This window comes from Enterobacter cloacae complex sp. 370H10 (assembly GCF_050031535.1).
In the GTDB taxonomy this organism is placed as follows: domain Bacteria; phylum Pseudomonadota; class Gammaproteobacteria; order Enterobacterales; family Enterobacteriaceae; genus Enterobacter; species Enterobacter intestinihominis.
This window is the reverse complement of record NZ_JBLGWG010000001.1, coordinates 616,743-642,875: the sequence shown is the minus strand read 5'-3', so window position 1 is coordinate 642,875 and position 26,133 is coordinate 616,743. Positions and strand designations below refer to the sequence as shown.

The 26,133-nt window shown below is 55.8% G+C and carries 27 protein-coding genes and 3 tRNA genes; 24 read left to right on the top strand and 6 right to left on the bottom strand.

Annotation, left to right across the window (positions count from 1 at the left end; all coding sequences use genetic code 11):
* Positions 1-57 precede the first annotated feature (57 nt).
* The 4 genes from rsmC to ACQG2Q_RS03055 all read left to right on the top strand — a co-directional run bounded on the left by rsmC (position 58) and on the right by ACQG2Q_RS03055 (position 1,550).
* On the top strand, positions 58-1,086 hold the full coding sequence (gene rsmC / locus ACQG2Q_RS03070) for a 16S rRNA (guanine(1207)-N(2))-methyltransferase RsmC (protein WP_032625390.1): 1,029 nt from the start codon (positions 58-60) through the stop codon (positions 1,084-1,086).
* A gap of 144 nt (positions 1,087-1,230) precedes the next feature.
* Positions 1,231-1,317 (top strand) — tRNA-Leu (locus ACQG2Q_RS03065).
* A gap of 28 nt (positions 1,318-1,345) precedes the next feature.
* Positions 1,346-1,431, top strand: a tRNA-Leu gene (locus ACQG2Q_RS03060).
* A gap of 32 nt (positions 1,432-1,463) precedes the next feature.
* Positions 1,464-1,550, top strand: a tRNA-Leu gene (locus tag ACQG2Q_RS03055).
* A gap of 42 nt (positions 1,551-1,592) precedes the next feature.
* On the opposite strand, the gene ACQG2Q_RS03050 is transcribed toward ACQG2Q_RS03055, so the two are convergent.
* Entirely contained in the window at positions 1,593-1,862 is a 270-nt protein-coding gene (locus tag ACQG2Q_RS03050; RefSeq protein WP_026080652.1) for a DUF1435 domain-containing protein, read from the bottom strand.
* Positions 1,863-2,078: 216 nt separating this feature from the next.
* On the opposite strand from ACQG2Q_RS03050, the gene ACQG2Q_RS03045 reads away from it, so the two are divergent.
* Together ACQG2Q_RS03045 and fhuF are read left to right on the top strand one after the other, a co-directional pair.
* The gene (locus ACQG2Q_RS03045) at positions 2,079-3,143 is read left to right on the top strand and encodes a GGDEF domain-containing protein (RefSeq protein WP_023305406.1); all 1,065 of its coding nucleotides are present in this window, start codon (positions 2,079-2,081) and stop codon (positions 3,141-3,143) included.
* Positions 3,144-3,238: 95 nt separating this feature from the next.
* On the top strand, positions 3,239-4,027 hold the full coding sequence (fhuF, locus tag ACQG2Q_RS03040) for a siderophore-iron reductase FhuF (protein WP_022646974.1): 789 nt from the start codon (positions 3,239-3,241) through the stop codon (positions 4,025-4,027).
* A 77-nt stretch (positions 4,028-4,104) separates the two neighbouring features.
* Here the strand turns inward: fhuF and ACQG2Q_RS03035 are convergent, their stop codons facing one another.
* Positions 4,105-5,451 carry a PTS cellobiose transporter subunit IIC gene (locus tag ACQG2Q_RS03035; protein ID WP_006810218.1) on the bottom strand — a complete coding sequence of 449 codons (1,347 nt, stop codon included), beginning with the start codon at positions 5,449-5,451 and terminating at the stop codon, positions 4,105-4,107.
* 328 nt (positions 5,452-5,779) lie between these two features.
* On the opposite strand from ACQG2Q_RS03035, the gene ACQG2Q_RS03030 reads away from it, so the two are divergent.
* Positions 5,780-6,238, top strand: a complete 459-nt coding sequence (locus ACQG2Q_RS03030) for a YbaK/EbsC family protein (protein ID WP_022646971.1) — start codon at positions 5,780-5,782, stop codon at positions 6,236-6,238.
* 39 nt (positions 6,239-6,277) lie between these two features.
* Here the strand turns inward: ACQG2Q_RS03030 and bglJ are convergent, their stop codons facing one another.
* Positions 6,278-6,913 carry a DNA-binding transcriptional activator BglJ gene (gene bglJ, locus ACQG2Q_RS03025; RefSeq protein WP_063849736.1) on the bottom strand — a complete coding sequence of 212 codons (636 nt, stop codon included), beginning with the start codon at positions 6,911-6,913 and terminating at the stop codon, positions 6,278-6,280.
* Positions 6,910-7,647 carry a helix-turn-helix transcriptional regulator gene (locus ACQG2Q_RS03020; protein WP_022646969.1) on the bottom strand — a complete coding sequence of 246 codons (738 nt, stop codon included), beginning with the start codon at positions 7,645-7,647 and terminating at the stop codon, positions 6,910-6,912. The genes bglJ and ACQG2Q_RS03020 overlap by 4 nt, the downstream gene beginning before the upstream one ends.
* A 389-nt stretch (positions 7,648-8,036) precedes the next feature.
* On the opposite strand from ACQG2Q_RS03020, the gene ACQG2Q_RS03015 reads away from it, so the two are divergent.
* The 9 genes from ACQG2Q_RS03015 (at position 8,037) to ACQG2Q_RS02975 (ending at position 15,331) form a co-directional block, all read left to right on the top strand.
* Entirely contained in the window at positions 8,037-8,813 is a 777-nt protein-coding gene (locus ACQG2Q_RS03015; RefSeq protein WP_063849735.1) for a threonine/serine ThrE exporter family protein, read from the top strand.
* A complete protein-coding gene (locus ACQG2Q_RS03010; RefSeq protein WP_032621429.1) occupies positions 8,804-9,277 on the top strand; it encodes a threonine/serine exporter in 474 nt (157 codons plus the stop codon). Before ACQG2Q_RS03015 ends, ACQG2Q_RS03010 begins: the two co-directional genes overlap by 10 nt.
* Before the next feature lie 44 nt (positions 9,278-9,321).
* Positions 9,322-9,774 (top strand): MarR family winged helix-turn-helix transcriptional regulator, encoded by a 453-nt coding sequence (locus ACQG2Q_RS03005; protein ID WP_022646966.1) that lies wholly within the window; start codon positions 9,322-9,324, stop codon positions 9,772-9,774.
* Between the two features lie 84 nt (positions 9,775-9,858).
* On the top strand, positions 9,859-10,287 hold the full coding sequence (locus ACQG2Q_RS03000) for an organic hydroperoxide resistance protein (RefSeq protein ID WP_003856578.1): 429 nt from the start codon (positions 9,859-9,861) through the stop codon (positions 10,285-10,287).
* Between the two features lie 124 nt (positions 10,288-10,411).
* Positions 10,412-10,957, top strand: a complete 546-nt coding sequence (gene dnaT, locus ACQG2Q_RS02995) for a primosomal protein DnaT (RefSeq protein ID WP_063849734.1) — start codon at positions 10,412-10,414, stop codon at positions 10,955-10,957.
* A complete protein-coding gene (dnaC, locus tag ACQG2Q_RS02990) occupies positions 10,954-11,691 on the top strand; it encodes a DNA replication protein DnaC (protein WP_003856580.1) in 738 nt (245 codons plus the stop codon). Before dnaT ends, dnaC begins: the two co-directional genes overlap by 4 nt.
* Before the next feature lie 84 nt (positions 11,692-11,775).
* Positions 11,776-12,258 (top strand): DUF2501 domain-containing protein, encoded by a 483-nt coding sequence (locus tag ACQG2Q_RS02985; RefSeq protein WP_063849733.1) that lies wholly within the window; start codon positions 11,776-11,778, stop codon positions 12,256-12,258.
* A gap of 272 nt (positions 12,259-12,530) precedes the next feature.
* The gene (opgB, locus tag ACQG2Q_RS02980; protein WP_063849732.1) at positions 12,531-14,822 is read left to right on the top strand and encodes a phosphatidylglycerol--membrane-oligosaccharide glycerophosphotransferase; all 2,292 of its coding nucleotides are present in this window, start codon (positions 12,531-12,533) and stop codon (positions 14,820-14,822) included.
* Positions 14,822-15,331, top strand: a complete 510-nt coding sequence (locus ACQG2Q_RS02975; protein WP_063849731.1) for a GNAT family N-acetyltransferase — start codon at positions 14,822-14,824, stop codon at positions 15,329-15,331. Before opgB ends, ACQG2Q_RS02975 begins: the two co-directional genes overlap by 1 nt.
* Positions 15,332-15,604: 273 nt before the next feature.
* On the opposite strand, the gene tsr is transcribed toward ACQG2Q_RS02975, so the two are convergent.
* On the bottom strand, positions 15,605-17,269 hold the full coding sequence (gene tsr, locus ACQG2Q_RS02970; RefSeq protein WP_063849730.1) for a methyl-accepting chemotaxis protein: 1,665 nt from the start codon (positions 17,267-17,269) through the stop codon (positions 15,605-15,607).
* An 83-nt stretch (positions 17,270-17,352) separates the two neighbouring features.
* Positions 17,353-17,793 (bottom strand): homoprotocatechuate degradation operon regulator HpaR, encoded by a 441-nt coding sequence (gene hpaR, locus ACQG2Q_RS02965; RefSeq protein WP_006810239.1) that lies wholly within the window; start codon positions 17,791-17,793, stop codon positions 17,353-17,355.
* A gap of 268 nt (positions 17,794-18,061) precedes the next feature.
* Here hpaR and hpaG point away from each other — a divergent pair, with 268 nt between their 5' ends.
* The 8 genes from hpaG to hpaA all read left to right on the top strand — a co-directional run bounded on the left by hpaG (position 18,062) and on the right by hpaA (position 25,987).
* Positions 18,062-19,339, top strand: a complete 1,278-nt coding sequence (gene hpaG, locus ACQG2Q_RS02960; RefSeq protein ID WP_063849729.1) for a 4-hydroxyphenylacetate degradation bifunctional isomerase/decarboxylase — start codon at positions 18,062-18,064, stop codon at positions 19,337-19,339.
* The gene (gene hpaE / locus ACQG2Q_RS02955; protein ID WP_022646959.1) at positions 19,336-20,802 is read left to right on the top strand and encodes a 5-carboxymethyl-2-hydroxymuconate semialdehyde dehydrogenase; all 1,467 of its coding nucleotides are present in this window, start codon (positions 19,336-19,338) and stop codon (positions 20,800-20,802) included. The genes hpaG and hpaE overlap by 4 nt, the downstream gene beginning before the upstream one ends.
* A gap of 2 nt (positions 20,803-20,804) precedes the next feature.
* Positions 20,805-21,656: a 3,4-dihydroxyphenylacetate 2,3-dioxygenase gene (hpaD, locus tag ACQG2Q_RS02950; RefSeq protein ID WP_022646958.1), complete on the top strand. Its 852-nt coding sequence runs from the start codon at positions 20,805-20,807 to the stop codon at positions 21,654-21,656.
* Between the two features lie 9 nt (positions 21,657-21,665).
* Entirely contained in the window at positions 21,666-22,046 is a 381-nt protein-coding gene (locus ACQG2Q_RS02945) for a 5-carboxymethyl-2-hydroxymuconate Delta-isomerase (protein WP_063849728.1), read from the top strand.
* A 99-nt stretch (positions 22,047-22,145) separates the two neighbouring features.
* Positions 22,146-22,949, top strand: a complete 804-nt coding sequence (gene hpaH, locus ACQG2Q_RS02940) for a 2-oxo-hept-4-ene-1,7-dioate hydratase (RefSeq protein ID WP_015572593.1) — start codon at positions 22,146-22,148, stop codon at positions 22,947-22,949.
* 10 nt (positions 22,950-22,959) lie between these two features.
* Positions 22,960-23,757, top strand: coding sequence for a 4-hydroxy-2-oxoheptanedioate aldolase (hpaI, locus tag ACQG2Q_RS02935; protein WP_063849727.1), 798 nt, complete (start codon positions 22,960-22,962; stop codon positions 23,755-23,757).
* Positions 23,758-23,778: 21 nt separating this feature from the next.
* The gene (gene hpaX / locus ACQG2Q_RS02930) at positions 23,779-25,125 is read left to right on the top strand and encodes a 4-hydroxyphenylacetate permease (RefSeq protein ID WP_032625355.1); all 1,347 of its coding nucleotides are present in this window, start codon (positions 23,779-23,781) and stop codon (positions 25,123-25,125) included.
* Positions 25,097-25,987 carry a 4-hydroxyphenylacetate catabolism regulatory protein HpaA gene (gene hpaA, locus ACQG2Q_RS02925; RefSeq protein ID WP_022646953.1) on the top strand — a complete coding sequence of 297 codons (891 nt, stop codon included), beginning with the start codon at positions 25,097-25,099 and terminating at the stop codon, positions 25,985-25,987. The genes hpaX and hpaA overlap by 29 nt, the downstream gene beginning before the upstream one ends.
* Positions 25,988-26,133 lie beyond the last annotated feature (146 nt).

Sequence of the window (26,133 nt, the reverse complement as noted above, 5' to 3'; positions counted from 1 at the left end):
CGAAACTGCGCCATCTACCTACTATAATCCCCGCCTGAGTTTATTGAGGAACAATTCATGTCTGCATTTACCCCGGCAAGTGAAGTCTTGCTGCGTCACAGTGATGATTTCGAAGAAAGCCGTATTCTGTTTGCCGGAGATATGCAGGATGACCTGCCCGCACGTTTCGACTGTGCTGAAAGCCGTGCCCACACCCAATACTACCACCACTGGCAGGTGCTGAGCCGCCAGATGGGCGAGCGCGCACGCTTTAGCCTGGTGGCGGAGCAGAGCGATATTGCTGACTGCGATACGCTCATTTACTACTGGCCGAAGAACAAACCGGAAGCCCAGTTCCAGCTGATGAACCTGCTTTCTCTGCTGCCGGTCGGCTGCGATATTTTTGTCGTCGGTGAGAACCGCAGCGGGGTGCGAAGCGCAGAGCAGATGCTCGAAGGCTACGCGCCGTTGACGAAAATCGACAGCGCCCGACGCTGCGGCCTGTATCATGGCCGTCTGGAAAAACAGACCACTTTTGATGCCAACACCTTCTGGGACGAGTACCAGCTTGACGGCCTGACCATTAAAACCCTGCCGGGTGTGTTTAGCCGTGACGCGCTTGATACGGGCAGCAAGCTGCTGCTGTCCACCCTGACGCCGCACACCAAGGGCAAGGTGCTGGATGTCGGCTGTGGCGCGGGCGTGCTGTCAACGGTTCTCGCCAGCCACTCACCAAAAGTGCGTTTAACCCTGTGTGACGTGAGCGCCCCGGCGGTAGAAGCCAGCCGCGCCACGCTTGCTGCGAACGGCATTGAAGGCGAAGTGATCGCCAGCAACGTCTTCTCCGACGTGACCGGTCGCTTTGACATGATCATCTCTAACCCGCCGTTCCACGACGGGATGGAAACCAGCCTTGAAGCGGCGCAAACGCTGATCCGTGGCGCAACCCGTCACCTTAACAGCGGCGGTGAGCTACGTATTGTGGCGAATGCCTTCCTGGCGTATCCGAAAGTGCTGGATGAAACCTTCGGCTTCCACGAAGTGATCGCCCAGACAGGCCGCTTTAAGGTGTATCGCACCGTGATGACGCGCCAGGCGAAAAAGTAATTCCCCTGCCCGGCGATGGCTGACGCTGCCATCGCCCATTTTTGCAGCAATCAAAACAACGTGCGCAATTTTCTGTTGACGTAAAGCTGAAAACATCTAGAATGCGCCTCCGTGGTTACGATACTTTTACAGTGTCGATGGTATGCGAAGGTGGCGGAATTGGTAGACGCGCTAGCTTCAGGTGTTAGTGTCCTTACGGACGTGGGGGTTCAAGTCCCCCCCCTCGCACCATAAATCACGTTGATATTGCTCGCACTGGGCGAAGGTGGCGGAATTGGTAGACGCGCTAGCTTCAGGTGTTAGTGTCCTTAGGATGTGGGGGTTCGAGTCCCCCCCCTCGCACCAACGAGGCGATATCAAACCAGTAAGATGACTGTGCGAAGGTGGCGGAATTGGTAGACGCGCTAGCTTCAGGTGTTAGTGTCCTTACGGACGTGGGGGTTCAAGTCCCCCCCCTCGCACCAATTATCTTACATCCCTTCAGCAGTACCTCTTGTTTTTCCCTTTTATTTCAAACTCATCAGAATCACCAGCAGTCCACTGATTAGTGCAACGCATGATGGCAACAGCACGTAATGCCGTAACTGTTTGTGCCAGATCATCGCGGATGTCACCAGCAAGCCCGAAACAATCATTGCTTTCCAGACATCAATGGGAAGATCGGCAAACATCAGCCCACCGATAATGGAACCAGGCAGCAATATTCCCCACCCACTTCCCAGCGCTTTGCTCAACATGGTTTCACCTCTCGCACTGATAATGATAACCAGTATCATATGATAGTAATTATCACTTGTCAGCATGCGACGTAAGAAATTGCGCCAGCAATTGCTTTCCCATAATGACAGAGAATGTGTAAGGTGATAAATTGCCCACCTGTTAACTTCCGATAACGTTTTTCTGATAATAAAAATTCAATTTTGTAGCGACCAATAATACATAACAACACCTTGCTCATTGTTTTAATTGAGTTTTAATAAAAACGCACGCATATGACATCACAATCCTGGCTGTCCTTAGTCAACAAGAAATATCAGCTTTCTTTACGTTTATTTTTATTTCTGAACGCTGCATCAGCATTGTTCTCGGTAACAAACCCTCTCTATTCCGTTCGTGTGTTATCAGTCCCCCTGTTTGCCGTATTGACTGCCAGCACTGGCTTACTTATCTGGCACTGGAAAAATAGCACGCGAAAAATAAATATCCCTGCTGTTTCAGCTATTTTTGGGTTTTTATGGGCATGGCAGATCGTCTCAAAATTTCTGTTAATAACGCACGATCACGCAACCTATTTAATGATGGCGCTATTAACAGTGCTTTTTATAGGGTCTCTGGCTTTCGCCAGTAATATTAAAGCCTTTACGTTACATTCATTTCCCGCTTTTATATCCTGCCTGTGGCTTAGCCCGTCCGAAAACTGGTTGAGAATGGCCTATTTTTTCGCGCTGCCGGTGGTCGCCATTGGTATCCATCATGTTCTTCAGCGGCGTAATGACCGTTTCGCCCAGGAGCTGCTTTCCGAACTGCTCGAAGAGCGTGAAACCCTGACCGATCTCAGCATGATGGACCCGCTCACCGGCCTATATAACCGTCGCGGGCTGCAAAGCCGGCTTGAGAACCTCCCCAGGCCTGACGCTGGCGAGCACTTTGTGCTGCTGATGGATATCGACCATTTCAAAGCCTACAACGATCATTACGGCCATATGATGGGCGATCAGGCCTTGATCAGGGTCTCGGCTGCGATCCGCGACGCCGTGCGCTCACGCGATGTTGTCGCCCGGTTTGGCGGGGAAGAATTTATGGTGCTTTTAAGTAACATCCCACTGGAGCAAGCGCGCCAGACAGCTGAACGCATACGTCAGAAGGTTTACGATCTCAAAATCCCCCACATGTTTAACGAAAGCGTCGCCACTAACGTGACCATCAGCATTGGCATAGCCATGTTCGAAGGTGAAGACGTTGATGGCGCACTGGCGAAAGCCGATAAAGCCCTCTATGAAGCCAAGCATATGGGACGCAACAGCATTCTGCTGAGCGACGAGCTTCATATCGCCTGAAACCGCCTTCACAGCGCCAGGATAAAACGCTTGCGCTCGGTTTTATCTATAGTTAGGATTGGCAATCATTATCATTTAGATTTGTAATCCACACTATGGCGACTCGTACCGCACACATCGTTGAGCCACTACTCTGGCGAGCTCCACTCTCCGCCGGAGAAACGACGCTTGCGGATGCCATTCGGGAAAAAATCGCCGTAACACGCGCCCATCTGCTGGATTTCATCAAACTGGATGAAGCACCGCCGCATCATGCTCTGACGCTGACTCAGTGGCAACGACCTGCCGAGCTGCGGTCACTGCTGGCAACCTATTCCGACCATATTTATCGTAACCAACCGACGCTGGCGCGGGAAAATAAACCGCTGCTTTCCCTCTGGGCACAATGGTATATCGGGCTGATGGTGCCGCCTGTCATGCTGGCCCTGTTGACCCAGGAAACGATGCTCGATCTCTCGTCGGAACATTTCCACGTCGAATTCCATGAGACCGGACGCGCCGCCTGTTTCTGGATTGATGTACACGAAGATCCGAGCGCGAGTCACCTGTCAGCGCAGGCGCGTATGGAACGGTTGATTACAAGAGCGCTGGTTCCGGTCATTGATGCGCTGGAAGCGACGGGGGAGATCAACGGCAAACTGATCTGGAGTAATACCGGGTATCTTATCCACTGGTATTTAACGGAGATGAAGCCGCTGCTCGGCGACGAGAAAGTGGATGCGCTGCGTCAGAGCTGTTTCTTTGCCAGACAGCTGTCGGATGGGCGGGATAACCCTCTTTACCGCACCGTGGTTCCGCGTGAGGGACTTCTGGTGCGTCGTACCTGCTGTCAGCGCTACCGTCTGCCGGATGTCCAGCAGTGCGGCGATTGCACGCTTAAGTAGTCTGGCCCTGCCTGAAACCCGCAGAGAGAGGGAACAAACACTAAAAACGGCAACCTGCGTTGCCGTTTTGCTTTTATCTAGGCTACCTGCTGATTTTCCTCTTCCCCATTACGCTGTGCTTCTTCCGCTTCCTGCTGAAGCAACTGTTTCTCGTACACCTTGAAGAACGGGAAATAGATAATGGCGGAAACGCAGGCCAAAACCAGCACCAGAATGGCTGCACGGAAATCCCAGCCCAGCGCCCAGGCGGCACCAACCGGAGCCGGTGCCGTCCACGGCACAACGGAAATCACGCGGCCAATCAGATCAAACTTCATCGCTGCCCATGCCAGCACGGCATTGACCATCGGCGCCAGCAGGAAAGGAATAAAGAACACCGGGTTCATCACAATCGGCGTACCAAAAATCACCGGTTCATTGATATTGAAAATGCTTGGCACCACGCTCAGACGTCCAATGGAGCGCAGGTGCGCGGAGCGGCTACGCAGGTAACAGAACACCAGCCCCATCGTCGCTCCTGACCCACCGATCACAATAAAGAACGTCCAGAAGGCTTCCATAAAGATGTGTGGTAAAGGCAGGCTCGCCGCCAGCGCGGTCTGGTTCGCCCCCAGGTTCGTCAGCCAGAACATTTGCAGCATACCCGAGACAATCGCTGCGCCGTGGATCCCGGCAAACCACAGCAGGTGGCCAATCAGCACCGCCAGCAGGATCGCTGGCAGCGAGTCCGCCGCAGAGACCAGCGGTTTGAATATCGACATGATGGCCTGTGGGATCAGCATACCGAACTGCGACTGGATCAACAGACTCAGCGGATAAAGCGTCAGCACCACCACCAGCACCGGGATCAGCAGGTCAAACGAGTTTTTGATCATCGGCGGAACCTGGTCTGGCAGGCGGATCCCGATATTGTGTGCTTTCAGGAAACGCATCATCTCAACGCAGTAAATCGCCACCAGGATCGCGGTGAAAATCCCGGTGCCTCCAAGGCTATCAACCGGTAAGGCGCCTTTGGTTTTAGGCGCGGCGACCAGCAGGAACGCCATCAGCGACAGCATCGCGCACATGAACGGATCCAACTGATGGGTTTTAACGTAATGTTTGCCCAGGTTGTAGGCGATAGCCGCACAGATATAGAGGGACATCACCCCCATCGTCATATCAAACGGCGTCAGAATTTGACCTTCAAACTGCTTCGCCATATCCAGCCAGGCGCGAGCAAAGCCCCAGGTGGTATCTGGCGAAAAAGGTGGGTAAGCGAACACTAATAAAAACGACCCGACAATCATAAACGGCATTGCCGAGATGAACCCGTCACGAATCGCCATAACGTGACGCTGGGAAGAGATGCGCCCGGCAATAGGGCTGACATAATTTTCAACGAAGCGGAAAATCAGATTAAATGCAGCATGGTTGGCAGACATAGCAGATCTCCTGTCAGACGTTCGTTTCGGACGTTCTCACGTCACACGTTGTTCCATACATCAGCGTCACAACCTTGCCGGATCGTGTACCTGCGGTACTGCTCAAACGGAATGGTTTCATAATTAGCTCTTATTATTCGATACAGGGGAAGTTACACACTCAGTATTAATCTCTGCATCACGCTCTGCAACCGGTTACTGTAACCGGTTTCTGTGAATGTGAAGGCGATCCAGAAATCGCCCCTGACGGATATTTGTTACTTAAGGGATATTTACAGCGACTAAATTCTTATGACAGATTACGGAAGATATTTGTCAGGAGGAATCAATGAGTTTGCAGTCTGTACAGCAGTTTTTCGCCGAACACGCTCCGGATATAGAAATCATCGAGCTTAACCAAAGCACAGCGACTGTTGCCCTTGCTGCTGCCGCGCACAACGTTGAACCCGGCCAAATTGCCAAAACGCTGTCACTGAAAATTAAAAATGATGTGATTCTGGTGGTTGCAAAAGGCGATGCGCGTCTGGATAACAAAAAGCTCAAAGAGACATTCGGCGCAAAAGCCCGCATGCTCAGCTGCGATGAGGTAGTAACCCTGACGGGTCATCCTGTTGGCGGCGTCTGCCCTTTTGGACTGGAAAATCCGCTCTCTGTTTACTGTGACATCACTTTAAAACAGTACGCCGAAGTGTTACCCGCAGCGGGCGCCATCCACAGTGCGGTGCGTATATCGCCCGACAGAATGGCGGAACTGACCGCAGCGAAATGGGTTGATGTCTGTATTTGAACGTTGCGCCAGAAAAAAATTCTGGCGCATCACTTAACACTACGAGAAAGAAGGAACGGTGAGAGCGGAACGGCGTATTTCCCTGACCGGGAGATGCGCCAGGATATCTGCCGCATCCAGTAATCCCACATCAGAATTGACGCCCAGTTTTACCATTGCGTTAAACTTATGCGCCCGGATGGTTTTGATATTGCGTTCAAGCTGTGCCGCAATTTCAGGGATCGAAAAACCCGATGACATATATCGCAGAATCGCCCTTTCAGTTGGGCTTAGCATACGATGCTGGCTCACACACCAGTGATTGTACACGTTGTCGTTCACGTGATGCGTTTCGCTGAGTAATGTCTCCAGCCCCTCCATTAACTGCTTCAGCGGAACCGATTTACTGATAATTCCATGTAAGCGAGAAGGCGAAAGATGGCTGACCAGTCTCGCCTCCATTTCATCAGAGGCCAGCACGATACGCTTGACGTCGCTGTGGGTGAAGGTGAGATCCCGCAAACAGGCCAGACAGTTTCGCCGCTCCTCACGCTCATCGGACAATGAATAAATTACGGCAAAGAATGAGATTTCCGAGAGCGCCGCTTTGAAGCTGTCAAATCTGGCAAACAGGTGCACCTGGTAATGGCTTAGGGCGGGCATCGCAAAAAGATGCTTCAGCCCCATAGCGCTCATTGAGCAGCTTTCGATGACGGCGATATGTTTTGTTGCAGTGGTCTTTTCCATTCCTCAAACTCTCCATAAGCCGACATTAAACTGAGTTCTCGCATTCCCTGGGTACTGCTTATCCACGCGTACATATCGGCATTACTGCGAAGTGATAAGCGACGCATTGCACTGTTTTTCTGTGCACTGATCGTTTTATTACTTTTATTAAGTAGCGTGGCTATTTGGTTGATTCCCCAACCTTTACCTAACAAACGCAACACCTTGCGTTCAGAGTGGGTAAGCGCAATCATTTGCTCACTCTCCTCTTCAATATCAGGATTTTCCGGTATCAATAACGTCTGGCTTATTCGCTCGGCACGTTCACTCCCCGCGCGAATAGCGTTAATTACGCCTTCAATGGGTTCCATATCCGAAAGCAGCGTGCTTTCCGGACGCATAAGAAGCTCTACTGCAAGTGGATAAAGGGGGCGCGAAACGAGGAATATCCAGTGAATATCCCGGTACTGATTCATTAACCCATAATATTGCTCAAGCGTGCCGCGTGGATTACGATACTCACCCGAAATATCGGCAATAACGACCCCAGCGCGACGCAATTGTAATAACGTCAACTCCTGCATCGAACGGCAGTACGTTATCTCAAAATCGGGAAAATGACGCGACATGACGCCACCTAACCCATTTTGCATAACCGGTACTCTGCTGATCACCACTCCGTGTTTACCATTCAATGGCAACATAGACCCTCCCTGTCATGAATTCTTTATTTAAGAACGAACTAACCCTGCAAGGTTAAACACGTTTGCATTCCGAAGTACAAACGGGTTAATACTCGCAAAATAGAACAAATATCACATGGGTTAAGAAACGCCCAATACAGGCCTAATATCGCATAAAGACCATTTAAATTTAATTCAAATTGCGTGAAAAGATCGAAAATATGAAATTAGAAATACTTAATATATTGTTTTTATAAATCCTAATTTCACATTCATTAAATAAATAACAATGCTGTCTTTCCTCCGCCCCCATCGCGCCACTGATCGCACAAATGTTGATCTGGCCCAGCGCAAAGGGCCCTGCACTTTGTGTTAAAAGTAAGCAATCTCTCTTCTCTTCAGGGCGTTTCATGCAGGCAGATCGGTCTACGCAACGTGCCACCACGCGGCTATGTATTCAGTGCGGGCTTTTTCTCTTACAGCACGGCGCAGAAAGCGCCCTCGTCGAAGAGCTCTCCACACGCCTTGGGCTGGCGCTGGGGATGGACAGCGTTGAGAGTTCCATCTCGTCAAATGCCATTGTGCTGACCACCATTAAAGACGGACAGTGCCTGACCTCCACCCGTAAAAATCATGACCGCGGCATTAACATGCACGTCGTGACGGAAGTGCAGCACATCGTGATCCTTGCTGAACACAAGCTGCTCGATCTCGGGGAGATAGAAAAACGTTTCAATCAAATCAAACCCCTCCGGTATCCGCGCTGGCTGGTTGTGCTAATGGTGGGACTGTCCTGCGCCTGCTTCTGCAAGCTCAACGCGGGCGGCTGGGACGGCGCTGTCGTGACCTTCTTTGCCAGCAGCATCGCAATGTATGTCCGCCAGCTGTTGACGCACAGACAGCTACATCCGCAAATTAACTTCTGCATCACGGCATTTGTGGCGACAACCGTATCCGGCCTGCTTTTGCGCCAGCCCTACTTCGCCAGCACGCCTACTGTTGCGATGGCCGCCAGCGTATTGCTGCTGGTGCCGGGTTTTCCCTTAATTAATGCCGTCGCTGATATGTTCAAAGGCCATATCAACACCGGTCTGGCGCGCTGGGCGATAGCCAGCCTGCTGACGCTGGCGACCTGTATCGGGGTGGTAATGGCCATGACACTCTGGGGGTTACGCGGATGGGCGTGATGGATTTTATGCTCGCACTGGCACAGGACATGCTCTTGTCTGCCCTTCCCGCCGTTGGTTTTGCGATGGTGTTTAACGTCCCACAGCGTGCATTACCCTGGTGTGCGCTGCTGGGTGCCATTGGCCACGGCTCTCGTATGATCATGATGACAGCGGGCTTTAATATTGAATGGTCGACGTTTATCGCCTCCATGCTGGTTGGCAGCATCGGTATTCAGTGGTCCCGCTGGTATCTGGCGCACCCGAAGGTATTCACCGTGGCGGCAGTGATTCCTATGTTCCCGGGCATTTCAGCCTATACGGCGATGATCTCCGCCGTCAAAATCAGCCATTTTGGCTACAGCGAACCCCAGATGATCCTGCTCCTGAGCAACTTCCTTAAAGCCTCGTCGATCGTGGGTGCGCTCTCCATCGGCCTGTCGATCCCCGGCTTATGGCTTTACCGCAAACGTCCACGCGTATAATAAAATCGCTTGCAATTGTATCGCGCACTATCTATATTCATTTCATGGACGCAAAAACGAACGACACCACCAACGCGCTTCTGCTGGATAACCAGCTCTGTTTTGCCCTCTATTCGGCAAATCTGGCGCTTAACAAGCTGTACCGGCAACTGCTGGCGCCGCTTAATCTGACCTACCCGCAATACCTGGTGATGCTGGTGCTGTGGGAACAGGATGATATTACGGTGTCAGACATTGGCGAGCGGCTGTTCCTGGATTCCGCCACGCTGACTCCCCTGCTGAAACGCCTGGAAAGCGCAGGATTGATCCTCCGCCAGCGTTCCCGTCAGGATGAGCGTCAGGTCGCCGTCACCCTGAGCGACGCGGGTCGGGCGCTGCAACAGCAGGCCGTGACGATACCCCACGCCGTGGGCTGTGCAGCGCAGTGTGATACCGACACCATGCTGGCGCTCAAGCAACAGCTCGAAAGTTTGCGCCAACAGCTGCATCGCGCGTAAGGCTGTACTTTACGCGTCTAATTTTAACTCAAAACATCGCGCGCTATTTAATAGCGCATATAAACGTAAGATGAGGAACCTGCCATGTCTTTAGAAAAAGTTGTCTACACTGCCAAAGCCAAAGCAACCGGAGGCCGTGATGGCCGCGCCACGTCTTCCGATGGCGTTCTGGATGTCAAACTGGGTGTGCCAAAAGAGATGGGCGGCATGGGGGGTGAAGTAACCAACCCTGAACAGCTGTTCGCTGCGGGTTACTCCGCCTGCTTCCTGGGCGCAATGAAGTTCGTTGCGGCACGCGATAAATTCGCTCTGCCAAAAGACGCCTTTATTGAAGGCGAAGTGGGGATTGGCCCGCTGCCAACCGGTTTTGGTATCGAAGCGAAGCTGAACATCCACGTTGAAGGGATGGACGCAGCGGAAGCCAAAAAACTGGTGGATGCGGCGCACATCGTCTGTCCGTACTCTAACGCGACGCGCGGCAATATCGACGTGACGCTGAACATCATCGCGTAACCAGCCCCTGTGATTTTAGCCCCGGTAAGCGTAACGCCACCGGGGAAATCCTCTCCTTTCCTCCCCTCTCTCTGTGCTACCATAACCCTCAATCACGCCCGTAGTAATCAGTTGAGAAAGTGTTATGTCCTCCAGAATTCTGACCACCAGCATTGCTGGCATTGATGCCTTTATGCGCGATCCTCGCGGTGTGTTGACGCACGCCGAAGGCGGCACGCTCGCGGTATTTGCCGACAACGCCCCGGCGTTTTATGCGGTCACGCCGGAACGTCTGGCGCAGCTTCTGGACATTGAAGCGAAGCTGTCGCGCCCGGCGAGCGATGTCATGCTGGATAATCAGTTTTTTGACGAACCCACCAGCGCTCCGGTGGCCGTTCCAATGGGGAAATTTCCCATGTACGCCGGTTGGCAGCCGGACGCCGATTTTCAGCGGCAGGCGGCCTTATGGGGAATAGCCCTCTCGCAGCCCGCGACACCGGAAGAGCTGGCAGCCTTTACCGCATACTGGCAAGCTGAAGGAAAAGTCTTCCACCATGTTCAGTGGCAGCAAAAATTCGCGCGCAGTCTGCAAATCAACCGCGCCAGCAACAACGGCCAGCCAAAACGTGATATCAATGCTTTTTCAGAACCGGACAAAAAAATCCCTGATGGATTCCGAGGTGCGAAATGAAAAACGTCGGCGACCTGATGAAACGTTTGCAGAAGATGATGCCTGCCAACGTGAAGCCCGCCTTCACCACCGGTGAAGAGCTGCTGGCATGGCAAAAAGAGCAGGGTAAAATTCGCGCGGCTGCCCTCGCCCGCGAAAACCGCGCGATGAAAATGCAGCGCACCTTTAACCGCTCGGGCATTCGCCCTCTGCACCAGAACTGCTCCTTCGAGAATTATAAGGTCGAGTCTCAGGGGCAGATGAACGCCCTTAACCAGGCGCGCCAGTACGTGGATGAATTTGACGGCAACATCGCCAGCTTCATCTTTAGCGGAAAACCCGGCACCGGGAAAAATCACCTCGCCGCCGCTATCTGCAACGAGCTGCTGCTGCGCGGGAAGTCAGTGCTGATTATCACCGTGGCCGATATTATGTCCGCCATGAAAGACACCTTCAGTAATCGCGAAACCAGCGAAGAACAGTTGCTAAATGATTTAAGTAACGTGGATTTGCTGGTCATCGACGAGATCGGTGTCCAGACGGAGTCCCGCTACGAAAAAGTGATCATCAACCAGATTGTCGATCGCCGTTCGTCGTCAAAACGCCCAACCGGTATGTTGACGAACCACAATATCGACGAGATGACCCGACTTCTTGGCGAGCGGGTGATGGATCGCATGAAGCTGGGTAACAGCCTGTACGTCATCTTCGACTGGGACAGCTACCGCAGCCGCGTCACCGGCAAAGAGTATTAAGATATTTCCAGGGAGCGCCGGAAGAGCAGAGGTATATACTGAACCCACTTCTGGCCCAAAACGGACCTTGTTGAGTAAATCATTATGAAAAAACAATTTCTTATCAGCATCCTTACTGGCGCCCTGCTGGTGACTGGCGCAGCGCAGGCCGCATCATGGCAGGAGTCGCTCTCCAGCGCAGCAAGTGAGTTAACCAAAGAGAGCGGCACGTCCCAGGGCGGACTGTCAGCCTCGTCCCTCACCGGCCTGCTGGGCAACAGCTCCCAAAGCCTGAGTGCCGGAACGATGAACAACGCCGCGGGTATTCTGGAATACTGCGCGAAGCAGAAACTGGCTTCCGTCACCGATACCGAAAACATCAAAAACCAGGTGTTGGGTAAACTGGGACTGGACACCCAGGCGCAGAAAGCGGACACCAACTATATGGACGGTATTCAGGGCCTGCTGAACGCGCAAAATGGTCAGCAGCTGAACCTCAGCACCCTTGGAAATTCATCTCTGGCGAAACAGGTGAAAACGAAAGCCTGCGATCTGGTGCTGAAACAAGGCGTTAATTTCCTCTCCTGATTGTCCCCCTTTTTTCTGCCACAACACGCCGCGTTTATTACATTAGTCTTATACCGCGGCGTGAAGTGCGTTTTTTTACCCCCTGACACCACCTCAGCCTCCGTATGCCACGATGCGACTGTATTCAAAAATCCGATTTTATAAACCAAATCCTAACAACAGCACACTTTCGTGACACTAAAATTGCAGCTAAGCGACATCGCAATTACATTGTATTACCCAAAAAATAAGCAATTAGCCGGCTAAGCGTCCGGCATGATGAGGATCTGCTGTTGTCAGAGTTAATGTCCCTTGTCCTTTTCCTGGCTTCCATCGGCGTTTATGCCTGGAAAGCCGGTCGTCACACCTGGTGGTTTGTGGCCACCCTGGTGGTGCTCGGTATTTTTATTGTTTTAAACATTACGTTATATGCCAGCGATTACTTTACCGGCGACGGTATTAACGACGCGGTGCTCTACACATTGACCAACAGTCTGACCGGCGCAGGTGTGGGTAAGTACATCCTTCCGGGTCTGGGGCTGGTGGTCGCCCTGGTGGGCATCTTCGCCGCGCTGGCCTGGGTTCTGCGCCGTCGCCGTCACCGTCCGCATCATCATGGCTACAGCCTGCTGGCGCTGTGCCTGGCGCTGGCCTCCGTGGATGCCAGCCCGGCATTCCATCAAATTACCGAGCTGGTAAAATCCCAGTCGCGCGATGGCGATCCGGACTTTGCGGCCTATTACAAAGAACCCTCGAAGAAGATCGACAATCCCAAACTCAACCTGGTCTATATCTACGGCGAAAGTCTGGAACGCACCTGGTTTGACAACGATGCTTTCCCGAACCTGACGCCAGAGCTTGGCGCGCTGAAAAACCAGGGCCTCGACTTCACCCACACCATGCAGTTGCCTGGCACGGATTACACCATCGCCGGGATGGTGGCTTCCCAGTGCGGCATTCCCCTGTTCGCCCCGTTTGAAGGCAACGCCTCCGCCTCGATGTCGAGCTTCTTCCCGCAGAACATTTGCCTCGGCGATATCCTGAAAAACTCGGGCTATGAAAACTACTTTATGCAGGGCGCTAACCTGCGTTTTGCCGGGAAAGATGTGTTCCTGAGATCCCACGGTTTCGATCACTTATATGGTTCCGAAGAGCTGAAAACCACGGTCGCCGATCCGGCCTACCGCAACGACTGGGGCTTTTACGACGATACCGTTCTGGATGAAACCTGGAAGAAATTCGAGGAGCTTTCCCGCGCCGGTAAACGCTTCTCGCTGTTTGCGTTGACCGTCGACACGCATCATCCGGATGGTTTCGTCTCACGCACCTGTAAACGTCAGGGCTACGACATTGACGGTAAAAACAACAAGTCGTTCAGCGCTGTGACCTGTAGCCAGGAACATATCGCGGCGTTAATCGAGAAAATCAAAGCGTCGCCGTATTTCAAAAATACGGTCATCGTCGTTTCATCTGACCATCTGGCGATGAAAAACAGCGCCTGGGATGAGCTGAATAAGCTGGATCGCAGCAACCTGTTCTTTGTGCTGCGCGGCGATAAACCGCAGCAGGAGATCATTGCCGCTAAACGTAACTCGATGGATAACGGCGCTACCGTGCTGGATATTCTGGGTGGCGATAACTTCATTGGCCTGGGCCGCAGTACGTTGTCGGGCCAGTCCCTGTCGGAAATCTTCCTCAACATGAAGGAAAAAATCCTCGCCTGGAAGCCGGATATCATTCGCCTGTGGAACTTCCCGAAAGAGATAAACGACTTCACCATCGATCAGGATAAAAAAATGATCGCGTTCTCCGGCAGCCATTTCCGCCTGCCTCTGCTGCTGCGCGTGTCGGATAACCGCGTCGAGCCGCTGCCGGAAAGCGAATACTCCGCGCCACTGCGCTTCCAGCTGGCGGAATTCGCCCCGCGCGATAATTTCGTCTGGGTCGATAAATGCTACAAAATGGGCCAGCTCTGGTCACAAGAGCTGTCACTGTCCACCGACTGGTGCGTCTCACAGGGGCAACTCGGTGGCGAGCAGACCGTGCAACACGTTGATAAACCACAGTGGCAGGGGAAAACCGCGTTTAAAGATACGGTCATTGATACCGCACGCTATCAGCGCAACGTTGACCTGCTGAAAATCGTCGACAACGACATTCGTTATAAAGCTGACAGCTTTATCTTTAACGTTGCTGGCGCGCCTGAAGAGGTGAAGCAGTTCAGCGGTATTTCACGTCCCGAATCCTGGGGGCGCTGGTCTAACGCGCAGTTAGGTGATGAGGTGAAAATTGAGTATACCCATCCGCTGCCGGAGAAATTCGATCTGGTGATCACCGCCAGGGCATTTGGTCCCAACGCAAACCGTCCTGTGCCGGTGCGCGTCGGCGATAAAGAACAGATGCTGACGCTGAGCAATGATGTCACCACCAGCACGCTGCATTTCGATAACCCCACGCGCAGCAATACGCTGGTCATTGTGCCGCCCGAGCCGCAGTCCACTAACGAAGGGAATATTCTCGGTCACGCTCCGCGCAAGCTGGGGATCGGCATGGTGGAGATTAAAATTGTGAGCAGCGCTGGCTGATGACGGCGTTCACCCTTCGCCCGACGTGCATCGACGACGTCGCTGCCCTGCCCGCCATCGAACGCGCTGCGGGGCAGCGATTTCGCGACGTTCCTGAGCTGGCCTGGCTGGCAGACAGCGAGGTTATTTCCGTTGAAGATCACCTCGGTTACGCCGGACGCGGATTAAGCTGGCTGGCGCTGGCTGATGACAGGCCCGTGGGCTTTATTCTCGCCGAAGCCCAGCCATCTTCGCTGTTTATTGTGGAACTTTCGGTTCATCTGGACTGGCAGGGACGAGGTCTCGGACGCCGGTTGATTAACCGTGTCGCAGAGCATGCCCGCACGCTGGGGCTAACCTCGCTGACGTTAACGACGTTTCGTGATGTCCCGTGGAACGCGCCCTACTACAGGCGATTAGGGTTTGAAATGATGACGACGCTGACGCCGGAAATGCGCCAGAAACGTGAAGAAGAGACGGCGCACGGTTTAGCGTATGGTTCCCGCTGCGCCATGCGCCTGCCTCTGTAAAATCGCCCGGTGGCGCTGCGCTTACCGGGCCTACAAAACCCAATTCCGCAGGCCGGGTAAAGCGAAGCCACCCGGCAAATTGCACAATACGCAGGCCGGGTAAGGCGTAGCCGCCACCCGGCAAAACCCACAATCCGTAGGCCGGGTAAGGCGTAGCCGCCACCCGGCGAAACGCACATCCCGTAGGCCGGGTAAGGCGCAGCCGCCACCCGGCAAAACGCACATCCCGTAGGCCGGGTAAGGCGTAGCCGCCACCCGGCGAAACGCACAACGTCAGAACGTTTCCCAGTTATCGCCCGCATCTGCGGTCGCCGGTTTACGCGCCACTACCGGTGCGGCAACGTTTTTCGCGGAGGCGAACTCGCGCGCCTTCATCTGTTCCTGCTGAATACGGAACACCGCAACGGCCTGCGTCAGACGGCTCGCCTGCTCTTCCAGTGCCGCCGCGGCCGCCGCAGACTCTTCCACCAGCGAGGCGTTCTGCTGGGTCACGCGATCCATCTCAGCCACCGCCAGCCCCACCTGGTCGATACCGCGGCTCTGCTCATCAGACGCAGACGCGATTTCGCCCATGATGTCCGTCACGCGCGTTACCGCATTCACGATCTCACCCATGGTTTCACCGGCGCTTTCTACCAGCGTTGAACCCAACTCCACGCGCCCCACGGAGTCTTCAATCAGGCTCTTGATCTCGCGAGCCGCCTGGGCGCTGCGCTGCGCCAGGTTTCGTACTTCACCTGCAACCACCGCAAAGCCGCGGCCCTGCTCGCCCGCACGTGCCGCTTCTACCGCCGCGTTCAGCGCCAGAATATTGGTCTGGAAAGCAATCCCGTCGATCACGCTGATAATATCGGCGATTTTCTGCGAACTGCCGGCGATGTCGCGCATGGTCTGCACCACGTTATCCACCACTTTCCCGCCTTTCTGCGCGGTTTCGGATGCGCTCAGGGCCAGGTTGCTCGCCTGACGGGCATTCTCGGCGTTTTGCTTCACGGTGGCGGTCAGCTGTTCCATACTGGCGGCGGTCTCTTCCAGAGAGGCAGCCTGCTGCTCGGTACGGGATGAGAGATCGTTATTGCCCATCGAGATTTCGCTCGCACCGCTGTAAATGGCGTTTGCGCCGTTACGCACGTCACCCACGGTGCGCACCAGCTCGCCCTGCATATGGCGCAGGGAGTCAGCCAGTTCACCCATCTCGTTGGAGCCTTCCACGTCGATGCGCTTCACCAGGTCGCCGCTGGCGATATGACGAATGCTGTCAATCAGACGGTTCAGCGGCGAAATCAGCGCCTGACGAATACCCAGCCAGACGGCAACAATCACCACCAGCACCGCAGCCAGTACGCTAATCAGCACCCAGATAGCCTGGCGGTAAGAGCTGTTGCTGTCTTCAACCGCGGTCTGATAGAGCGCGTCGTTTTGTTGCAGATAGCTGACGTACTGCTTCTCAAAGCCATCCTGATAGCTCTGGGTCGGCTGGTCGAAGAACTCATTGATCTTGCCCGCCCCCAGCAGCTGGATCAGCTCGGCCAGCGCGCCGTGGTAGATATCGTAATTACGTTTGATTTCCAGTGCCGCAGCGTCGCTCTGACGCGGGTCACGCGGAAGTGCTTCGTAATCCGCCCAGTTTTTTTCCGCCTGTTTCAGAGACGCAGAGGCAATCTGCATCAGCTCGGCGACGGTTGAGCCGCTGCCGATATTGTTCTGATCCATCATGTAGCGGATACCCGCACGGTTCAGGGTGTTACGGGTTTGCAGCAGCGCCACCCAGCTACCGTTCAGGGTGGATTGTTGCTGGCGAATGGTTTGCAGGATGGTGAAATTCTCTTTGTCATGCTTCAGGGCATTGAAGAAAAGACCACCGGATGTGAGTTGTAAAAGGCCAAATATCGCTAAAACCAGCAGTAAGCTGGTGACAATCTTGATACGATTTAACATGTTTTCTCTTTCCTCAGACAGATACAGAATTTTCGGCCTGGAAAGGGAAAACTTTACGAAAATCATCCTGGATTTTAGGGTTTTTACTCTTCGTCCCGCGCGGCAATATGTCGGTTTCCGAGTTCAATAAACTCTTCCAGCAGCGCCGTGAGCTGCTTCATCTTCTCCGGGGTATATTCCGCCTCAATCTGCTGGTACGCCTCTTCCACCTGAGCCTGAGCACGCTGGTACAGCGCGTTGCCTTCTTTCGTCAGCGATACGTACAGCTTGCGCTGGTCATTCACCGGCTTTAAGCGCAGCACCAGACCGTCGCGCTCCATCCGCGTCAGAATGCCGGTCAGGCTTGGGCGCAAAATGCAGGTGCGGAACGCCAGATCGTGAAAATCCATGGAGGGATGCTCGGCCAGCACGCGGACGATACGCCACTGCTGCTCGGTCAGATTATGCCGTTTCACTATCGGGCGGAAATAGCCCATCGCCGCTTCACGCGCCTGCAACAGCGCGATGGTTAATGAATCATGCATCACCTTCCCCTTACATCATTAACAAGTAAACAATTTAAAACAGATGCTTTTATAGACAACACGTTGTAACCCAAAAAGTCTAACAGAAACAACGTCATTTTTTTAATGCATTGATTTAAATGATAATTAACCCATTGGTGTAAATTTATTGTTATTCATATCACAAATTATTCACTTCTGATTGCGAAACGAACAGCAAAAGCATAAAACCAGATCATTAACATATTAATGAAATCAAAACTGGACAGTCGGTTTGAGGAGTATGGGAATGAAAGGTACTGTTTTTGCCGTAGCGCTAAACCACCAAAGCCAGCGTGCGGCCTGGGCTGAGGCGTTTGAAAAAGCCCCCTATAACGCGCCGCCAAAAACGGCGGTGTGGTTTATCAAGCCACATAACACCGTTATTCGCGCAGGCGAGCCGATTCCCTTCCCGCAGGGAGAAACCGTGTTAAGCGGCGCAACGGTGGCGCTGGTGGTGGGCAAAACCGCCAGCAAAGTACGCGTTGAAGAGGCGGCGGCGTACATCGCCGGCTACGCGCTGGCCAACGAAATCAGCCTGCCGGAAGAGAGCTTCTACCGCCCGGCGATCAAGGCCAAATGTCGGGATGGATTTTGCCCGCTCGGCGAACCTGTCGCCGTTGATAACGTGGACAAACTGACCATCATCACCGAGATCAACGGTCGCGAAGCGGACCACTGGAACACGGCCGATCTGCACCGCAACGCCGCCGAACTGCTGAGCGCCCTGAGCGAATTTGCCACCCTGAACCCCGGCGATGCGATATTGCTCGGTACCCCGCAAAGCCGCGTCGAAATTCGCCCGGGCGATCGGGTACGCATTCTGGCAGAGGGATTTCCGCCGCTGGAAAACCCGGTGGTGGAGGAACGCGACGTTACCATCGCTTCGCGCACGCCGCCGCACGCCACGCTGTTCGCCCTCGGCCTGAACTACGCCGATCACGCCAGCGAGCTGGACTTCAAACCGCCCACCGAGCCGCTGGTGTTTATCAAAGCGCCGAACACCTTTAACGGCGACAACCAGACCTCGGTGCGCCCAAACAACATTGAATACATGCATTACGAAGCCGAGCTGGTGGTGGTCATCGGTAAAACCGCGCGTAAGGTCAGCGAAGCCGAGGCGATGGACTATGTTGCGGGCTACAGGGTGTGCAACGACTACGCCATCCGCGATTATCTCGAAAACTACTATCGCCCGAACCTGCGGGTGAAAAGCCGCGACGGGCTGACCCCCATCAGCCCGAACGTAGTGCCAAAAGAAGCCATCCCTGACCCGCACAACCTTCGTCTTCGCACCTACGTCAACGGTGAACTGCGTCAGGAAGGCACCACCGCCGATCTCATTTTCAGCATCCCATTCCTGATTGCGTATCTGAGCGATTTCATGACCCTGCAACCGGGCGACATGATTGCCACCGGCACGCCGAAGGGGCTGTCCGACTTGGTGCCGGGCGATGAGGTGGTAGTGGAAGTGGAAGGCGTAGGCCGCCTGGTAAACCGAATTGTCAGTGAGGAGACTGCAAAATGAAAAAGATTAACCACTGGATCAACGGGAAAAACGTCGCCGGAAGTGAGTACTTCCAAACCACTAACCCGGCCTCCGGCGAGGTGCTGGCAGAAGTGGCCTCTGGCGGCGAAGCCGAAATCCATCAGGCCGTTGCCGCCGCCAAAGAGGCGTTCCCGAAATGGGCCAACCTGCCGATGAAGGAGCGTGCGCGCCTGATGCGTCGCCTGGGGGATCTGATTGACCAGAACGTGCCGGACATTGCCGCGATGGAGACCGCCGACACCGGCCTGCCGATCCACCAGACCAAAAACGTGCTCATTCCACGCGCCTCGCACAACTTTGAGTTCTTCGCCGAGGTGTGCCAGCAGATGAACGGCAAAACCTACCCGGTCGATGACAAGATGCTCAACTACACCCTCGTGCAGCCGGTAGGCGTTTGTGCGCTGGTGTCGCCGTGGAACGTGCCGTTTATGACCGCCACCTGGAAGGTCGCGCCGTGCCTGGCGCTGGGTAACACCGCGGTGCTGAAGATGTCCGAGCTCTCCCCGCTGACCGCCGACCGTCTGGGCGAGCTGGCGCTGGAGGCGGGCATTCCGGCGGGCGTGCTGAACGTAGTGCAGGGCTATGGCGCCACGGCGGGCGACGCGCTGGTGCGTCATCATGACGTGCGCGCCGTCTCCTTCACCGGCGGCACCGCCACCGGGCGTAACATCATGAAAAACGCCGGGCTGAAGAAGTATTCCATGGAGCTGGGCGGCAAATCTCCGGTGCTGATTTTTGAAGACGCGGACATCGAGCGCGCGCTGGACGCCGCCCTGTTCACCATCTTCTCCATCAACGGCGAACGCTGCACCGCCGGCTCGCGCATCTTCATCCAGCAGAGCATCTACCCGGAGTTCGTCAAACGCTTTGCCGAGCGCGCCAGCCGCCTGCGCGTGGGCGACCCGACCGATCCGAACACCCAGATTGGCGCGCTGATCAGCAAGCAGCACTGGGAGAAGGTCTCCGGCTACATCCGCCTCGGCATTGAAGAGGGGGCAACCCTGCTGGCGGGCGGCCCGGACAAACCGACCGATCTGCCTGCGCACCTGAAAGGCGGCAATTTCCTGCGCCCGACCGTGCTGGCGGATGTCGATAACCGCATGCGCGTGGCGCAGGAAGAGATCTTCGGGCCGGTGGCCTGCCTGCTGCCGTTTAAGGACGAAGCGGAAGGCCTGCGCCTGGCAAACGACGTGGAGTATGGCCTGGCGTCGTACATCTGGACGCAGGACGTCAGCAAAGTGCTGCGTCTGGCGCGCAACATCGAAGCGGGCATGGTGTTCGTCAACACCCAGAACGTGCGCGACCTGCGCCAGCCGTTTGGCGGCGTGAAGGCCTCCGGCACCGGGCGTGAGGGCGGCGAGTACAGCTTTGAGGTCTTCGCGGAGATGAAAAACGTCTGTATCTCCATGGGCGACCATCCGATTCCAAAATGGGGGATCTGATCATGGGAAAATTAGCCTTAGCGGCAAAAATCACACACGTGCCGTCAATGTATCTCTCTGAACTGCCGGGCAAAAACCACGGCTGCCGCCAGTCAGCCATCGACGGGCATAAAGAGATCAGCAAGCGCTGCCGCGAGCTGGGCGTCGATACCATTATCGTCTTCGACACCCACTGGCTGGTGAACAGCGCGTATCACATCAACTGTGCGGACCATTTTTCAGGCGTCTACACCAGCAACGAGCTGCCGCATTTTATTCGCGACATGACCTACGACTACGACGGCAACCCGGAACTCGGCCAGCTGATCGCCGACGAAGCGGTGAAGCTTGGCGTGCGCGCCAAGGCGCACAACATCCCAAGCCTGAAGCTGGAGTACGGCACGCTGGTGCCGATGCGCTACATGAACGCAGATAAGCACTTCAAAGTGGTCTCCATCTCGGCGTTCTGCACGGTACACGACTTCGCCGACAGCCGCAGGCTGGGCGAGGCCATCGTCAGCGCCATCGAAAAATACGACGGCACCGTGGCGGTGCTCGCCAGCGGCTCGCTGTCGCACCGCTTTATCGACGACCAGCGCGCGGAGGAAGGGATGAACAGCTACACCCGCGAGTTTGACCGCCAGATGGATGAGCGGGTAGTGAAGCTGTGGCGCGAGGGGCAGTTCAAAGAGTTTTGCAGCATGCTGCCGGAGTACGCCGACTACTGCTACGGCGAGGGCAACATGCACGACACGGTGATGCTGCTGGGGATGCTCGGCTGGGACAACTACGACGGTAAGGTGGAGTTTCTCACCGAGCTGTTCGCCAGCTCCGGCACCGGCCAGGTCAACGCCGTTTTCCCGCTGCCCGCGTAAGGAGCCACCATGCCGCACTTTATTGCTGAATGTACCGACAACATCCGCGAGCAGGCCGACCTGCCGGGGCTGTTTGCCAAAGTGAACGAGGCGCTCGCCGCCACGGGTATTTTCCCGCTCGGCGGTATCCGCAGCCGCGCCCACTGGCTGGACACCTGGCAGATGGCCGACGGCAAGCACGATTACGCCTTTGTGCATATGACGCTCAAAATCGGCGCCGGGCGCAGTCTGGAGAGCCGGGAAGAGGTCGGTGAAATGCTGTTTGCGCTGATCAAAACGCATTTTGCAGCGCTGATGGCCGCCCGCTATCTGGCGCTGTCTTTCGAGCTCGACGAGCTGCACCCGACGCTCAATTACAAGCAGAACAACGTGCACGCGTTGTTTAAGTAGCCGTCTGCTCGCCCGGTGGCGCTTCGCTTACCGGGCCTACAACGGCTCGAACGTAGGCCGGGATCGCTACGCGCCACCCGGCAACAACAGGATATCGCCATGCTCGACAAACACACCCATACCCTGATCGCCCACCGCCTGCATCAGGCGGAACAATCCCGGGAGCAGATCCGCGCGATCTCGCTTGAGTATCCGGAGATCACCATTGAAGACGCCTACGCCGTCCAGCGCGAATGGGTGAGCCTGAAAATTGCCGAAGGCCGCGTGCTGAAAGGCCACAAGATCGGCCTCACCTCCAAAGCGATGCAGGCCAGCTCGCAGATCAGCGAACCAGACTACGGCGCGCTGCTGGACGATATGTTCTTCCACGACGGCAGCGACATTCCCGTGGATCGCTTTATCGTCCCGCGCATCGAAGTGGAGCTGGCCTTCGTGCTGGCAAAACCGCTGCGCGGCCCGAACTGCACGATCTTCGACGTTTACAACGCCACGGATTACGTCATCCCTGCCCTGGAGCTGATCGACGCCCGCTGCCACAACGTTGACCCGGAAACCCAGCGCCCGCGCAAGGTATTCGACACTATCTCCGATAACGCCGCCAACGCGGGCGTTATCCTCGGCGGCCGCCCGATTAAACCCGACGAACTGGATCTGCGCTGGATCTCCGCCCTGCTCTACCGCAACGGCGTGATCGAAGAGACCGGCGTGGCCGCAGGCGTCCTTAATCATCCGGCGAACGGCGTGGCGTGGCTGGCGAACAAACTCGCGCCATACGACGTGCAGCTTGAGCCAGGCCAGATCATCCTCGGCGGCTCGTTTACCCGCCCGGTTGCCGCCAGCAGAGGCGACACCTTCCACGTCGACTACGGCAACATGGGCTCCATCAGCTGCCGCTTTGTGTAAGGAGATGATCATGCAAAACGCATTCAAAGCGGCGCTGAAAGCGGGCCGACCGCAAATCGGGTTATGGCTGGGGCTAACCAGCAGCTACAGCGCTGAGCTATTGGCCGGGGCCGGTTTTGACTGGCTGCTGATCGACGGGGAGCACGCGCCGAACAGCGTGCAGACCATTCTGACTCAGCTACAGGCCATCGCCCCTTATCCCAGCCAGCCGGTGGTGCGCCCGTCGTGGAACGATCCGGTGCAGATCAAGCAGCTGCTGGACGTGGGGGTGCAAACCCTGCTGGTGCCGATGGTGCAAAACGCCGACGAAGCGCGGCTGGCGGTCAGCGCCACCCGCTATCCGCCTGCCGGCATTCGCGGGGTGGGCAGCGCGCTGGCGCGGGCGTCGCGCTGGAACCGTATCCCGGACTATCTGCATCAGGCTAACGACGCCATGTGCGTGCTGGTGCAGATCGAAACCCTAAGAGCGCTGAAAAACCTGCCGCAGATCCTGGACGTGGACGGCGTCGACGGCGTGTTTATCGGCCCGGCGGATCTGAGTGCCGACATGGGCTTTGCCGGTAATCCGCAGCACCCGGAGGTGCAGGCCGCCATTGAGCAGGCGATCGCGCAGATACGCGCCGCCGGTAAAGCGCCCGGCATCCTGATGGCCAAAGAGCAGCTGGCGAAACGTTACCTTGCACTCGGCGCGCTGTTTGTCGCCGTCGGCGTCGACACCACCCTGCTCGCCCGCGGCGCGGAAGCGCTGGCGGCACGCTTTATCGAACAACCGGTTACGTCAGTTAATAACAATAAATCCGTCTACTAAACGTAAGATCTGGAGCGCAGCATGACGACCTCTACCCTGCAAGATAAGAAAGCTATAGAACATCGCGTTATCAACAAGCTGTTCCGTCGTTTGATCGTGTTTCTCTTTATCCTGTTTGTCTTTTCGTTTCTCGATCGCATCAACATCGGCTTTGCCGGGCTGACGATGGGCAAAGATCTGGGCCTCACGTCGACCATGTTTGGCCTGGCCGCGACCCTGTTTTACGTCACCTACGTGCTGTGCGGGATCCCCAGCAACATCATGCTGGCGAAAATCGGCGCGCGGCGCTGGATCGCCGGGATCATGGTGGTGTGGGGCATCGCCTCTACCTGCACAATGTTCGCCACCAGTCCGGAAACGCTCTACGTCCTGCGCATGCTGGTGGGCATTGCCGAAGCCGGTTTCCTGCCGGGGATCCTGGTCTATCTCACCTGGTGGTTCCCGGCCTATCACCGCGCCCGCGCCAACGCGTTGTTTATGATCGCCATGCCGGTGACCATGATGCTCGGCTCGATCCTCTCCGGGTACATTCTGGCGATGGACGGGCTGTGGAACCTGAAGGGCTGGCAGTGGCTGTTCCTGCTGGAGGGGCTGCCGTCGGTAGTACTCGGCGTGGTGACCTGGTTCTACCTTAACGACACCCCGGATCAGGCCACCTGGCTGGATGATGATGAAAAGCAGGCACTCAAAACGATGATCGCCCGCGAGCAGGAACTGGCCATTGCGCACGTCGCCACGCCGCGATCGACGCTGCGCGAGGTGCTGACGCCCGCCGTACTGCTCTACACGCTGGCCTACTTCTGCCTGACGAATACGCTGAGCGCGATCAACATCTGGACGCCGCAGATCCTGCAAAGCTTCAACACCGGCAGCAGCAATATCGTGATTGGCCTGCTGGCGGCGATCCCGCAGTTTTGCACCATCCTCGGGATGATCTGGTGGAGCCGCCGCTCCGACAGGCTGAAAGAGCGAAAAAAGCACACCATCCTGCCGTATCTGTTTGCGGCGGCGGGATGGATGCTGGCCTCGGCGACCGATCACAGCCTGATCCAGCTGCTTGGCATCATCATGGCCTCAACCGGATCGTTTACCGCCATGGCGATATTCTGGACCACGCCGGACCAAGTGATTAGCCTGCAATCCCGCGCGGTGGCGCTGGCGGTGATCAACGCCATCGGCAACGTCGGGTCTGCCGTCAGCCCATTGCTGATTGGTATTCTGCGCGACGCGACCGGCAGCTTCAGCTCGGGGCTGTGGTTCGTGGCGGGTCTGCTGGTAGTGGGCGCGCTGGTGCTGACGCGCATTCCGATGACGCAGCGGGTTCAAAAGAGGAACGATCATGTGCCAGAGCCCTATCGCCAACATTGATATCAGCAAGGAGTACGACGAAAGTCTGGGCACCGACGATGTGCACTACCAGTCGTTCGCCCGCATGGCGGCCTTTTTTGGCCGCGACATGCAGGCGCACCGCCACGACCAGTATTTTCAGATGCATTTTCTCGACACCGGGCAGATTGAGCTGCAGCTCGACGACCACCGCTACTCGGTGCAGGCGCCGCTGTTCGTTCTGACGCCGCCGTCGGTGCCGCACGCGTTTATCACTGAATCCGACAGCGACGGCCACGTGCTGACGGTGCGCGAGGATCTTATCTGGCCGTTGTTAGAAGTGCTCTACCCCGGCACGCGGGAGGCGTTCGGCCTGCCGGGGATCTGCCTGTCGCTTGCCGACAGGCCTGACGAGCTGGCGGCGCTGAAGCATTACTGGCAGCTCATTGCCCGGGAATCCACGGAACAGCTGCCGGGCCGTGAGCATACGCTGGTTCTGCTGGCGCAGGCCGTATTTACCCTGCTGCTGCGCAACGCGAAGCTCGACGACCACGCTTCAGGCGGCATGCGCGGCGAGCTGAAGCTGTTTCAGCGCTTTAACCAGCTGACAGATGCGCATTACCACGAGCACTGGACGGTGCCGGAATACGCCAGCGAACTGCATCTTACCGAATCCCGCCTGACCGATATCTGCCGCCGCTTTGCCAACCGCTCGCCGAAACGGCTGATCTTCGACCGCCAGCTGCGGGAAGCCAGGCGCTTGCTGCTGTTTTCCGACAGCACAGTGAGCGAAATTGCCTGGCAACTGGGGTTTAAAGATCCGGCCTATTTCGCCCGTTTTTTCAACCGACTGACGGGGTGCTCACCCAGCGCATACCGGGCGCAGAAAGTACCGGTTTCCTGAACGCATCACGGTTCGTAGGGCGGGTAAGCGCAGCGCCACCCGCCGAAAAGCCGCACAGATCACAAAACAACATCCCACCCGAAAAGTACCTGCCGTTGTCCCAATCGTCCCTTCACGTTCCGCCCCTCTCACGCTTCAATTAAACA